The organism is Clostridium sp. UMB9555A (assembly GCF_030222355.1).
Taxonomy (GTDB): domain Bacteria; phylum Bacillota; class Clostridia; order Clostridiales; family Clostridiaceae; genus Sarcina; species Sarcina perfringens.
Genome location: NZ_JASORQ010000003.1, coordinates 271,430 through 284,445, shown reverse-complemented (window position 1 = coordinate 284,445; position 13,016 = coordinate 271,430). Strand labels below are relative to the sequence as shown.

The 13,016-nt window shown below is 24.5% G+C and carries 11 protein-coding genes and 1 pseudogene; 11 read left to right on the top strand and 1 reads right to left on the bottom strand.

The window, feature by feature from the left end; all coding sequences use genetic code 11:
* The first annotated feature begins 214 nt into the window (after positions 1 to 214).
* The 11 genes and pseudogenes from QP548_RS11310 to QP548_RS11260 all read left to right on the top strand — a co-directional run bounded on the left by QP548_RS11310 (position 215) and on the right by QP548_RS11260 (position 11,966).
* The gene (locus QP548_RS11310) at positions 215 to 865 is read left to right on the top strand and encodes a sigma factor (protein ID WP_061426306.1); all 651 of its coding nucleotides are present in this window, start codon (positions 215 to 217) and stop codon (positions 863 to 865) included.
* Between the two features lie 12 nt (positions 866 to 877).
* A complete protein-coding gene (locus QP548_RS11305) occupies positions 878 to 1,954 on the top strand; it encodes an anti-sigma factor domain-containing protein (RefSeq protein WP_061426307.1) in 1,077 nt (358 codons plus the stop codon).
* Between the two features lie 139 nt (positions 1,955 to 2,093).
* The gene (locus QP548_RS11300; protein ID WP_061426308.1) at positions 2,094 to 2,792 is read left to right on the top strand and encodes a polyphosphate polymerase domain-containing protein; all 699 of its coding nucleotides are present in this window, start codon (positions 2,094 to 2,096) and stop codon (positions 2,790 to 2,792) included.
* 32 nt (positions 2,793 to 2,824) lie between these two features.
* Complete coding sequence (locus QP548_RS11295; RefSeq protein WP_061426309.1) at positions 2,825 to 3,505, top strand: DUF4956 domain-containing protein; 681 nt, start codon at positions 2,825 to 2,827, stop codon at positions 3,503 to 3,505.
* Positions 3,506 to 3,683: 178 nt separating this feature from the next.
* Positions 3,684 to 4,235, top strand: a complete 552-nt coding sequence (locus tag QP548_RS11290) for a recombinase family protein (RefSeq protein ID WP_061426310.1) — start codon at positions 3,684 to 3,686, stop codon at positions 4,233 to 4,235.
* A 241-nt stretch (positions 4,236 to 4,476) separates the two neighbouring features.
* Entirely contained in the window at positions 4,477 to 5,169 is a 693-nt protein-coding gene (locus tag QP548_RS11285; RefSeq protein WP_061426311.1) for a polyphosphate polymerase domain-containing protein, read from the top strand.
* A 25-nt stretch (positions 5,170 to 5,194) separates the two neighbouring features.
* A complete protein-coding gene (locus tag QP548_RS11280) occupies positions 5,195 to 5,863 on the top strand; it encodes a DUF4956 domain-containing protein (protein ID WP_061426312.1) in 669 nt (222 codons plus the stop codon).
* Positions 5,844 to 7,358 (top strand): annotated as a pseudogene (locus QP548_RS11275) (CotH kinase family protein). Before QP548_RS11280 ends, QP548_RS11275 begins: the two are co-directional and overlap by 20 nt.
* 13 nt (positions 7,359 to 7,371) lie before the next feature.
* Complete coding sequence (locus QP548_RS11270) at positions 7,372 to 9,429, top strand: hypothetical protein (protein WP_061426313.1); 2,058 nt, start codon at positions 7,372 to 7,374, stop codon at positions 9,427 to 9,429.
* A gap of 9 nt (positions 9,430 to 9,438) precedes the next feature.
* Positions 9,439 to 10,572, top strand: coding sequence for a HEAT repeat domain-containing protein (locus QP548_RS11265; protein WP_061426314.1), 1,134 nt, complete (start codon positions 9,439 to 9,441; stop codon positions 10,570 to 10,572).
* Positions 10,566 to 11,966, top strand: a complete 1,401-nt coding sequence (locus QP548_RS11260) for a glycosyltransferase family 2 protein (protein ID WP_061426315.1) — start codon at positions 10,566 to 10,568, stop codon at positions 11,964 to 11,966. Before QP548_RS11265 ends, QP548_RS11260 begins: the two co-directional genes overlap by 7 nt.
* Before the next feature lie 130 nt (positions 11,967 to 12,096).
* Here QP548_RS11260 and QP548_RS11255 read toward each other — a convergent pair whose 3' ends face one another.
* Positions 12,097 to 13,014 (bottom strand): polysaccharide deacetylase family protein, encoded by a 918-nt coding sequence (locus QP548_RS11255; protein ID WP_061426316.1) that lies wholly within the window; start codon positions 13,012 to 13,014, stop codon positions 12,097 to 12,099.
* Positions 13,015 to 13,016 lie beyond the last annotated feature (2 nt).

The following is a 13,016-nucleotide window of genomic DNA, read 5'->3' as shown; positions in this document are numbered from 1 at the left end:
ATTAAAGTATATATAAATACGTATTTTCCTTTTTTAATACAAATAAAATTGTAACTATTTTTTGAATATTCAATTAATTTATTGGAAAATAAGTAAATTTTTATTATAATTTCTTATTAGAAAAAAACATATCTATGTGAGATTTATAAGAGTAAATTATTATTTTATTTATATTATTTAATTAGGTTTTATATAGATATAGAAAGGAATTATTATGACAAATATTACTTTAAATGATAAAGATATAAATGAACTGGTTGAAGATAATATTAGATTTATACTAAATACAATCTCTAACTTGACTGGAAGATATGTATCTATTGAAAATGATGAAGAATTTAGTTTGGGAATATTAGCCTTTGTTGAAGCTGTAGAAAAATATAATTCTCAAAAGGGTAACTTTCATTCATTTGCGAAATTAGTAATAGAGAGTAGAATAAAGAATTATTTAAATAAGGAAAAGAAATATAGGGAAATGATTTCTGTGGAGTATTTAAAGGATTTAGGAATAGATATCACTAATATAGTACATAATCCCATCGAAAATAAAGATGAACTTATTAAAGAAATACATAAATTTAAAAAAGAAATATTGTTATTTAAAATTAAACTTGATGATTTAATAAATAATTCTCCTAAGCATAGAGATACAAGAACATTTTCCATAAATCTTTCAGAGCAAGTTAGCCATGATTCAGAAGTAACTACATTTATGTATGAAAAGAGAAGATTACCTGTAAAAAAAATTTCCTTAAAATATGTAGTTACAGAAAGAATTTTAAAGAGAAATAAATTATTTATAATATCAGTTATAGTAATTTTCTTTAAAAAATATAGGAATATAATACTCTGGATAAAAAAATAAGGGGGAATAACTTTGTATTATAAAGGAGTAATTATTGATATACATGATAAGTATATAATAGTTATGGATGAAAGTGGAGGATTGCTAAAAATAAGGAGAAAAGAAAATGCAAATATTGGACAAGCAATTCTATTTACAGATGATGATATTATAGTGGATAAAAAAGTAAATAAAATTATAAAAATCTGGACTGTTCCAATAGTTACTGCAGCGTTAATATTTATTAGTATTATCTCTGGAATTATAAATGTCAATAATAAAAATACACCATATGCCTTGTTAACATTTGATATTAATCCAAGTTTTTCAATTGAGGTTAATAAAGATAATACTGTAATTAATGCAGTGGCATTAAATGATGATGCGAAGAGTTTAGATATTGATAAAATAAAAAATAAATCTTTAGATGATGCACTTAAATTAATTAAAACAAGTTTAAAAGAGAATAAGAAGTTTGAAGATAAAAACTCGCTTATAGTTGGATTTTCATTTTTAGAAGAAAATAAAAATATTGAATTTGAGGATAATGTTAAAGCAGTAATAAATGAAAATTTCAATGATTTTAAAATTGTTTATATTCAAGGAGACAAAGGAGATCATGAGGAGGCTAAGAAAGTTGGTATTAGTTTGGGGAAATATTCTATTAATAAAAGATTAAATAATAGATTTTCAGAGGAACAGATGAAAAATATTACTATAGATGAACTTATTGATATATTTAACGAAGAAAATATAAATTTAAAAGATAATGAAGAAGATTATGATGATGTAAATGATGAAAAAAATCATGATAATAAAATAGATTCTGACAATGAAATAGAGCAAGATGATGAAGTAGAAGATGATAAAACAGATAAAACAGATGATAAAGATGATAATGATAATAAGGAAAAAGAACAGGATAAGAATAGTAAAAGTGTAAATAGTGATTTAAATGATGATGATACTTATGAAGATGATAATAAGTATGAAAATTATAAATATGAAAATGATAATGATGAAGATGAAAATGATGAAGATCATAATAAACAAGAAATTAGTGATGATAAAGACTCAAGTGACAATTTAAATGATTCAGATGATGATTAGGTAAAAATAAAAAAAATTAAAATAGGCAGTATCAAAATAGTAAAATAAAAAAATTATTTTGATATATGCCTTTTTTTATTAAAAAGGTACACAAAATAAAAAATACTTTTGTATTAATTAATGAGAAAGGAGGGGGAAGATGTTATCAGTATCCAGAAAAGAAGTGAAATTTTTAGTTTCAAGTACAGATAGAGTTTATTTATTAAATTCTTTAAGTCAAATATTGGTTCCAGATAAGTACGGAGATTATAATGGCTATAAAACAAGAAGTATATATTTTGATAGTATAGACAATGAAGATTTTAGAGAAAAGCAAATAAAAACTGAAAAGAGAAAGCGTATAAGAGTAAGAATTTATAATGAAGAAGACAAATTTGCTAAATTTGAAATTAAACGAAAGCATTTTGAAAGAGAATTAAAGGAAAGTATAACTATCACTAAAGAAGATGCAATTAGGTTAATAAATAGAGAATATTCTGTTTTATTGAACTATAAAGACAATCCTTTATATGAATACGCGTTTAATTTAATGAAAAGTAAATTATATAGACCAGTTTCTATGGTTGAATATGACAGAAGAGCTTTTACACATGAATTTTTCAATACCAGGGTTACATTAGATAATAATCTAAGATTTACTAACTTCAACTATGATCTATTTAATAAAAACATAAATTTCAAAAAAGGATTACCAGGAGATAAAAGTATCTTAGAAGTTAAATATGATAGATTTTTATTCCAACAATTACAAGAAGTTTTATCTAAATGTAATTTCGTTGGGAAACCACCAAGTAAATTTGGTACTTCAAGACAATTATTAAATACATATTATTATTAATAAATACAAATGATTTTAGGAGGAACATAACTATGAGTCAAATTTTAAGTGGAAATTTTAATATAAATGATTTAACTTCATTAGTTCAACATGCAAAAAATCCAAATGTAATTTTAAAAACTATTTTTATATCTTTAATCTTTTCAACAATTATTTATTTTACATATAAAGCATCATACGATACTTTAAATTATAATAAGAAGTTTAATACAACTCTTATTATGATAACATTTATTACAACTGTGCTTATGGAATTAGTACAGATAAATTTAGCTGTTTCATTAGGGATGTTAGGATCATTATCTTTAGTAAGATTTAGAACAAATGTAAAAGATACAAGAGATATAGGTTTTATATTTTGGAGTATATTTGCTGGACTAGCATCAGCTACAGGAGCTATATTTTTATGTGGAGTAAGCTCAATAATACTATCTATTTTAATGATTACTACAAGTAAGCTTAGATTAAAGGATAATAAATTATTACTTGTAATAAGAGGACAAAATGTAAATCTAAATAATATTGAAGAAATATTTTTAAAAGAGAAAATAAAAACTAATATTAAAGCTAAAAATATATTAAGTGATTCATTTGAATTAGTTTATGAAATAAATACATCAAAATCTAAAGAAAATTTATTAATAGATAACCTTATAAATTTCAAAGGAATAGATAGTGTAAATCTATTGGTTCCAAATACTGAAGTTGCTTAAAAAGATATTGATTAAGGTTTATGTAATATTTACCTAAGCCTTAATCTTATGTTAAAATATTTTTAAATACAAAATTTTATTTATTAATAATAATTTCATATTGAAATTTTTTAATTTTAATTGTAATATAAAATTATATATGTTAATTTGAGTAAAAATTAATTTAATAGGTGATTTAATGAAATTGGGATACGCAAGAGTAAGTACAGAAGAACAAAATTTAAACAGACAATTAGATATATTAAATTCTGTTAATTGTGATAAAATTTTTGCAGAAAAAATATCTGGTATAAAAAATGAACGGCCAGAGCTTAATAAATTAATATCTTCTCTTAATATAGGAGATATTATTATAATTACTGATCTTACAAGATTAAGTAGAAGTGTTAAAGAACTTTTTAGTATAGTAGAAAAAGTCGAAGAAAAAGGTGCTCATATTAAATCACTTAAAGAATCTTGGCTTGATACTACGACTCCTCAAGGAAAATTAATGTTTACTATTTTTGCAGGTATTAGTCAATTTGAAAGAGATCTTATTTCTCAACGTACAATTGAAGGACTTATTGCCTCCCGTGCAAGAGGGAAAAAAGGTGGAAGACCTCCTAAAAGTAAACAAGATATAAATTTAGCCATTCAAATGTATAATAGTAAAAAGTATAAAATATCAGAGATAACAGAATTAACAAAAGTCAGTAAATCCACGATTTACAGATATCTTAACAAAATCTAAAAATTAATTATGTAAATTTTAATTAATCATTCCCTAAAACGGTCGTTTTTGATTCAAACTTATAAATATTCTACATCTTTAAAACTATCATTAAAATTCTAATTTTATTTCCAGATTATTGACTTAGAAGAATATATTTAAATCATTATTACATTTATGGCTTTGTGTTCCCAAAAACGACCGTTTTTGGGAAAATAAAGCTATTTATTTTAATTATATAAAAACAAGAAAGGAGCCTAAGATGATTGTAAACAGGAGAGAATTAAAATATGTAATAAGCGAATTTGATTATTACAAATTAGAAAATTTATTAAAAAAAATACTGATTCCAGATAAAAATAATGGAAATTATGGATACAGTATTAGAAGTTTATATTTTGATTCCATAGATAATTGTGATTATTATGCCAAACTTGGAGGAGAGGAGGTTAGAAAAAAAATTAGACTTAGGATATATAGAACAGATTGTCAATGGGTTAAATTAGAAATAAAAAGAAAATTTAATATTAATCAAAAAAAGGAAACTTTAAGTATAAGTAGAGAAGATGCAATAGCTTTAATAAATAAAGAGTATGATGTTTTATTAAAATATAATAGTCCAATTGCAGAAGCTGCTTATAACATAATGACAATAGGACAATATCAACCTGTTGTTTTAGTAGAATATAATAGACGAGCATATATACATGAAGAAAATAGTATAAGAGTTACATTAGATAGCAATATAAGAGCTAGTGAAACTGATTTTGATTTGTTTTCTGAGGAGGTGTTTTTAACACCTGTATTTACTCATTATGATGGACTTTTAGAGGTAAAATATGATGGTGATTTTTTTTGCTGGATATCTCAAATAGTTAATGGAAGAGAGGCAGTAAATCAATCCATGAGTAAATATTGTGCTTCAAGAAGATTTTTTGAAAATTACTTAGCTTAAACTTAAGAAATGAGAGGTAAACAGGATGAAAGAAAAATTATATGATTATTTAATAAGTAATAGTAGTGAAATTGGAGCATTTAAAGCATTTGAAATTTTATTTGTGGCTTTAATTATAAGTTTAATAATATTTCTAACCTATAAAAGAACCTATAGTGGTGTTATGTATAACAAAAAATTTAACGTATCACTTGTTATGATGGTTTTAATTACAAGTATGGTTATGATTGTTATAGGAAGTAATATAGCATTATCTTTAGGTATGGTTGGAGCCTTATCTATTGTGCGTTTCCGTACTGCTGTTAAGGATCCTAGAGATACAATGTACATATTTTGGGCTATTTCAACAGGAATATGTGTAGGAACACAAAGTTATGTAATAGCTATAGTAGGAGCTCTATTCTTAAGTGTAATAATATTTTTAATAAGTATAGGTGGGTTAGGAAAAGAAGATAGATATATTTTAATAATACGAGGAATAAGAGAAAAAGAAGAAGATATGATGAGTTGTGTTTTTAAGGCTTTTAAATCTGGACAATTAAGAGCTAAAAATTCAACAGGAAATAGTATAGAGTTAGTTTATCAAATAAAGATAAAAAAGGATGACGATAGAGGGATTTTAAAGGAGTTATATGCAATTGAGGGGGTTTCAGCAGTTAATATAGTTGCTCAAAATGGAGAAACATTGGGTTAATATGAAGTTGAAAAGAATATTTTTTATAGTATTTATTCAGATATTATCGTTTATTTTTTTCATTGGATGTACTAGTGAAACCTTTAAAGAGAAAGAATCAGTAAATAGTAAAGCTGAAGTCAATAAATATTCTTTAGAAATGGAAAGCACAAAAAAAGAAGGTTATAACCTCCCACTAGTAGTTATAGACACCAATGGAGAAAAAATAAATGGGAATGAGAGTATAAAAGGAACTATAAAAATATATGATTCAGAAGGAAATATAAATAATTTAAATGATGAACCAGTTTTAGAATCTGATATACAAATAAAAATAAGAGGAAATACTACTAGGAGAGTACCTAAAAAACAATATAGTATAGATTTGATTGATGAGAGTGGAAATAAAAAAGAAGAAGAGATATTAGGTATGCCAAAGGAATCAGAATGGATTTTAAATGCTCCTTTTGAGGACAAGTCTCTTTTGAGAAATTACATGGCTTACAGTATATCTGGGAAAATAATGGAGTATGCTCCAAGAGCTAAATTTTGTGAAGCATTTATAGTTGATGATGGGAAAGAGATAAGTGCCAATCACTATAAGGGAGTATTTCTTATGATTGAACAGATAAAGAGAAATAAAAATCGTGTTAATATCTCAAAAAGTAATCCATCAAGGGTTGAGACTAGTTTTATAGTTGAAAAAAATAATCCTAAGGAAAAGGATATTATTTTTAATAATTATGGAAAAGAAGCATATTTATATGATTATCCTATTTTAGCATCATATCCTAAAAAGAGTTTAACTGAAGGGCAGAAAAATTATATAAACAAGGCCATAAGTATATTTGAAAGAAGTCTATATTCTAATGAATTTAATAATAAGAATAGTGGATATCAAAAGTACATAGATGTAGATACATTTGTAGATTATTATATTATAAATTAATTCTTTAATAATACAGATGCTGGAATATTAAGTACCTATATTTATAAAGACTTTGGAGAAAAGATTAAGGCTGGTCCAGTATGGGATTTTAATGCTTCTATGGGAAATAGTGATGTTTTAAGTCCTTATTATGATTATAAAGGCTTCTATATGAATAGAACTGCTTGGTTTGATAGGCTTATGGAAGACAAAAATTTTGTTGAAAAGGTAGTTAATAGATATAAATTACTTAGAAAGACTTATTTAGGTGATGAGTATTTAATTGATTTTATAGATAATACTGTAAAAATGTTAGGAGAAGCTCCTAAGAGAAATTTTGAAGTTTGGCCTATATATATGTGTAATCAATTTGAGATGTTTAAAGATTATAGAAATGATTTTTCTAAGTTTGAGGATGATCCTAAAAAGTTAGACGAATATTTAAAGAATAATACCAGTCTTTTCAAATCAACAGAAAACATGGCAACTTCCTATGGAGAAGAAATAGAAATGCTTAAGGTATTTTTAATAAATAGGGGAAGATGGATGGATGAAAATATAGAAAAACTTTATAAATGGACAGAGTAAAGGAGAAATATAAATGAAGAAATTTTTAATTTTTAGTATTTTTACATTTTTCTTTGTCTTAATAGGAATTAACTTTATAGGGAAAATGGCTTATAACAAAAAGGATATTAATATTCTTTCAAAAATAATTGATAAGGAAGTTTTTTTAGGAGATGACAAGGTTAGTATAAATGGAATAAATATTAGTTCTACTAAGCCTGGAAGCTTTCCAGGAGATTTTAAAGCCAATAAGGAAGACTATATTAGATGGTTTAAAGATATAGGTGAATTAAATTTAAATTGTTTAAGAGTTCAAGGTCTTATGAATAAAGACTTTTATGAAGCTTTATATGAGTTTAATTTAAATAATAAGAAACCACTTTATTTATTGCAAGGAATATCATTAAATGAAGTAGAAATAGATGATGGAGAAGATATTCAAGGAGAAAAAGTTTCAGATGAATTTAAAAAAAACATAGAAACAACTGTGGATGCAATACATGGTAATAAGATTCCAATTTTAAGCAGTAATTCTAAAAAAATTTATGAAACTAATATTTCTCAATATGTGATTGGTTATACCATAGGAAATGAATTGGCTTATGATGATGTTATTTATTCTGAGATAATGAATGATTTACCAGAATTTAATGGAGAGTACATACAGAGTAAAATTGGTGCTTCGGATACAGAAAAGTATTTAAGTTATTTAGCTGATTATTTAGTAGAATACGAGAGTAAAAACTATAAGGAACAAAGAATTATAAGCTTTGTTTCAGTTGAAGATGACATAATGAAATTAGTAAGAGATGGATATGTAAATAAAAAGAATAAAGAAAAAAGATTTATTGATATTGAAAATATTCAAAAAACAGAGAAGTTTAAATCTGGAATAATGGCATCTTATAACATTTCTATATTAAAAAATGATTCTTTAATAAATAATGATATTTTACATCAATATTTTACTGAGTTAAATAAGTATCATAGTGTACCTGTCCTTATATCTGAGTATTCAGTTCCATCAGGAAGAATGGCTGGTGACTTTATTAAAAGTGATGAAAATGGATATATAACTGAAAAAGAGCAGGGAAATATGTTAATAGAAACATATAAAGCAATTAAAGAATCTGGATGTGTAGGAGGAATATTATTTGAATGGCAAGATAGTTGGTATAGATCATCTTGGAACACAAAAGAGTTATTTATTTTAGATAAGAGTGCTTATTGGAGTAATGCTCAAGTATTTAGTCAAAATTTTGGACTTATTTCCTTTGAGCCAGGGGATGAAAAGGAAACTTCTTATCCAGATGAAAGTATAAATGAATGGGGATATAACGATATATTGGGAAGTAATAATGGAGTAAATCTTTCTATGAAATATGATGAAAAATATTTATATTTTCTAGTAGAACTTAATAAACCTATAGATGAACAGGATAGGGTATACATTGATTTGGATGTAACTCCTAATTCTGGAGTTAATAAATATGATGAAAAAGATTTAACCTTTGAAAATAATGTGGATTTCATAATAGATTTAGGGAAAGAAGATAGTAAGGTATTAGTCCATGAATATTATGATACATTTAAGTTTATAGAAAATAGAAATGAATTAAAGGTAGATCCTAATAAAATTGATGTACAAAAAAATGGTGAAAGATTTTCAGTAGTAAGGCTTCCATCTAAAGAAAAAAGTTATTCGGAGGTAACTAATACATTTAAAGATGCTAAATCTTATGAGACAGGAAAGTTAGTTTTAGGAAATGGAAATCCTAAAAGTGAAGAGTTTAATTCAGTTGCTGATTATTATATTAATAATAATTATATAGAACTTAGAATTCCATGGGGGTTATTAAATTTTAAGGATCCATCAACTAAAAGTATAATAGATGATTTTTATAAAACATTTTCTTTTGATTCTAAGAAAATAGATTATATAAATGTTGGTGTCACAATAAAAAATAATAATGGAGAAAGTTCACGAATAGATTCTAAAAAGTTTAATTTGACTTCATGGGTAAAGCCTAAATATCATGAAAGGCTTAAGGAGTCTTATTATATGCTTAAAGAAGAGTTTAATAAAAAATAAGGAGGAAATATGAAAATAGTATCATATATATTTTTTTCTTTAATCCTTTTTATATATGTAATATTTATATCAATAATATATATAAAATTTGAAAAAAGAGCTACTAAAAGAAGAGAGAAAAAAGTAGACAAAATGGAGCAAGAGATTAGAGAAGGTATAAAAAAACAGCTTCTAAAAGTAACTAAAAATAATAAGCTTTCCAAAGATGAAATTTTATATGTGGAGAAAATTTTAAAAAAAAGTAAAAGTAGACAAGCTTTTAATAGAATAATTTCAGAATTAAGTAATAATCAAGAAGTTAAATATGACATATCAATCTTTATGTATAACTTTTTAGAAATAATAGAAAATGAAATTGAAAAATATGCAAAAAAGGATTCAATAAGAAAGTGTTATTTTATATTTAATTTAGGATTATATAAAATAGATTCTTTTAAAATACAAAATTTTTTAATGGAATGCTTAAATGATAAATCTATTTATGTAAGATATAATGCTTTAAATTCAATAGCTAATATTGGTAAAGGGGATAAATTCATTGAGGCTTTAATCTATATGTCTAAAAATAGGATATATATAAATGATAAGGTTTTTATTGAGATTATTGATAAATTTAAAAATAGTCATGAAATAAATAGAGAACTGGCAAGGATTTTAAATGAATTAAATACTAAAATGCAATGCCTTATAATAAATAGCTTTTCTAAAAATAAAAATGATTTTTTAAAAGAAATTCTTTTGATGAAATTAAAAGATGAAAGTAATAAGGAAGTAAGGATAAGTATAATAAAATATTTTGAAAAGAATTATTATGATGAAGCTTATGTGGAATTGATTAAACTATTAGCATCTAAATGGTGGGAAGAAAGAGCAATAGCGGCAAAGAGTCTTTCTAAGTATTATTCCTTTGAAGTGGAAAATAGCTTAAAAAAATCTCTTAAGGATAAAAATTGGTATGTTAGACTAAATTCAGCATCAAGTATTTTAGAAAATAACTGTACTAAGGAACTCATTGAAGAAGTTTTAAATGAAGAAGATGTGTATGCTAAAGAAATTTTATTATATGTTCTACAGAAAAAAAATAATACTTTATATAATAAAATTTTAAATTATAAGGAGGAAAGAATTACTTTGTCATGTTAGAAAAAATAGTTGATTTTATAAATTTATTTTTTATGTATTATATATTTATTTATGCAGTAATATTCTTTATATCAACTGTATATTCAATTATAGATTTATATGAATTTAATTTAAAGAAAAGATTTAATAGTACAATAAATATTTATGATAAGAAAAATTATACACCTATTTCTATTTTAGTTCCTGCTTATAATGAAGAAAGAACTATCTTAAAATGTATAGATTCTTTATTAGCATTAGAGTACCCAGAATATGAAATAATAATAGTTAATGATGGGTCTAAGGATAAAACTTTGGAAGTATTAATTAATAGGTTTGGCTTAAAAAAGGTCCAGAGGCCTATTAGAAAATCAATAAATTGTAATAAAATAATTGATATTTATGAAGGGTTTGAGAAGGTAAATATAACTTTGATAAACAAAGAAAATGGGGGGAAAGCAGATGCTTTAAATATGGGTATTAATGCTTCAACATATCCATTGTTTCTAACATTAGATGCAGATTCTGTATTGCAAAGGGATTCTTTAAGCAACATAGTTGTTCCTTTTATTGAAAATGAAAATACAATAGCTGTTGGGGGAAATGTAAAAATTTCTAATAATGTTTTATTAGAAAATGGCATAGTTAAGAAAAATAGACTCCCTAAAAAATGGTTAATTATTTTTCAAATAATAGAGTACTATAGAGTCTTTTTGACAACAAGGGTTTGGTTCAATAAATTTAATGGAAATCTTATAATATCTGGTGCTTTTGGATTGTTTAAGAAAAGCTCTGTAATAAATGTAGGAGGATATAATTCTAATAGTATTGGAGAGGATATGGAACTTGTTATGAAGTTACACTCATTTAATAAAAAGAATGAAAATAAATATAGTATACAATATACACCAAATGCTATTTGTTGGTCTCAAGCGCCTGAAAAGCTTAAAGATTTAAAAAGCCAAAGAAAAAGATGGCATATGGGGCTTATGCAAAGTTTGGCTGAGCATAAATACATTTTTTTAAATATAAAATATGGCTTAGTAGGAGTATTTTCATTCTTATATTATTTTATTTATGAAATGTTATCTTGCTTGATTGAAGTATTTGGAGTTGTATTTTTATTTATATCTTATTTTACTGGGTTTATAAATTTAAAGTTTTTTATTACTTTTATGGGTATTTACATTTTTTATAGTTCCCTAATATCTATATCATCAATTTTTTCAGAAGAATATTTTTTTAATATAAACTTAAGAATTAAAGATAAAATTAAACTTATATTGTTTAGTTTTTTAGAAGCTTTTGGTTATAGACAAATGTGTTCCATATTTAGAATAGTTGCTATATTTAAATATAGAACTAAAAAAAATCATTGGGAGAAGATCGAAAGGGTAAGTTATTTAGAACAATAATGTAATTATTAGATTAAACTAAAAATTTATTTAAATTTGATTATTTTAAAGCTCTAACTGAAAATTTTATTTCCAGTTAGAGCTTTAAGATTTTCATTCAGAATAAGTTATTTATTTTTCTGAATAAAAATTATTTACCAGTTAATCTACTTTCGAATTTTTGTAATGAATCATTATTACTAACATAAATTCTATCAATGTTGAAATTATTATCTTTTCTGTCAGCAAAGTTTCCATTTAAATTAAAACCTAATTTATATCCAGCTTTTTCTGATGCAACTCTAGTACTAGAATTATATCTTCCAAAAGGATAAGCAACAAAATCTACAGGTTTTCCAATGATTTTTTCTAAAGCTACTTTAGAATCTTTTAGAGTTTCAAGTTGTTTAGCTTCATCTAATGTAGATAAGTCATCATGTTTAAAAGTATGGCTTTCTATTTCTATGCCGTTATTAGACATTTCTTTTAATTGTTCAGCAGTCATATAATCCTGTGCTCCAACATAATTTGAAATTACAAATATTGTAGCAGGAAACTTAAATTCTTTTAGTAAAGGATAAGCATATTCATAGTTACCTTTATATCCATCATCAATGGTTATAACAACAGGCTTTTCAGGGATAGGCTTATTATTTCTTAGATAATCATAAAGTTCATCTAAAGTTATAGGTGTATAATTATTATCCTTTAAATATTGAAGTTGTTCTTTGAATTTTTCAGGATTTACTAGAAGTTCATTATTATCAGGGTTGTTTGGAGTTACATCATGGTAACATAAAACAGGAATATTCATATCTGCAGAAGTAGTTTTTAACCCTTCAAATCTATTCTTAGTATCTTCAGCATTTGAGCTTGATTTTTCATCATTATTATTTGTAGAATTTTCCTTATTGCTAGAAGCATCATCTGTTTTGTTATTTTCTAAATTAGCTTTTTCACTTTCTACATTGCTTTTATTGGCTTTCATGTCACAAGCAATGAAAGATGAACTTATAATTAGTGCAGAAACTAGAGCTATTAGGAATCCTTTGTGTTTTATTTTTCTCATCT

Coding starts and splice junctions, on each gene's coding strand:
- QP548_RS11310 (WP_061426306.1), top strand. CDS start 215: ATGACAAATATTACTTTAAATGATAAAGATATAAATGAACTGGTTGAA.
- QP548_RS11300 (WP_061426308.1), top strand. CDS start 2,094: ATGTTATCAGTATCCAGAAAAGAAGTGAAATTTTTAGTTTCAAGTACA.
- QP548_RS11295 (WP_061426309.1), top strand. CDS start 2,825: ATGAGTCAAATTTTAAGTGGAAATTTTAATATAAATGATTTAACTTCA.
- QP548_RS11290 (WP_061426310.1), top strand. CDS start 3,684: ATGAAATTGGGATACGCAAGAGTAAGTACAGAAGAACAAAATTTAAAC.
- QP548_RS11285 (WP_061426311.1), top strand. CDS start 4,477: ATGATTGTAAACAGGAGAGAATTAAAATATGTAATAAGCGAATTTGAT.
- QP548_RS11280 (WP_061426312.1), top strand. CDS start 5,195: ATGAAAGAAAAATTATATGATTATTTAATAAGTAATAGTAGTGAAATT.
- QP548_RS11270 (WP_061426313.1), top strand. CDS start 7,372: ATGAAGAAATTTTTAATTTTTAGTATTTTTACATTTTTCTTTGTCTTA.
- QP548_RS11265 (WP_061426314.1), top strand. CDS start 9,439: ATGAAAATAGTATCATATATATTTTTTTCTTTAATCCTTTTTATATAT.
- QP548_RS11260 (WP_061426315.1), top strand. CDS start 10,566: ATGTTAGAAAAAATAGTTGATTTTATAAATTTATTTTTTATGTATTAT.
- QP548_RS11255 (WP_061426316.1), bottom strand. CDS start 13,014: ATGAGAAAAATAAAACACAAAGGATTCCTAATAGCTCTAGTTTCTGCA.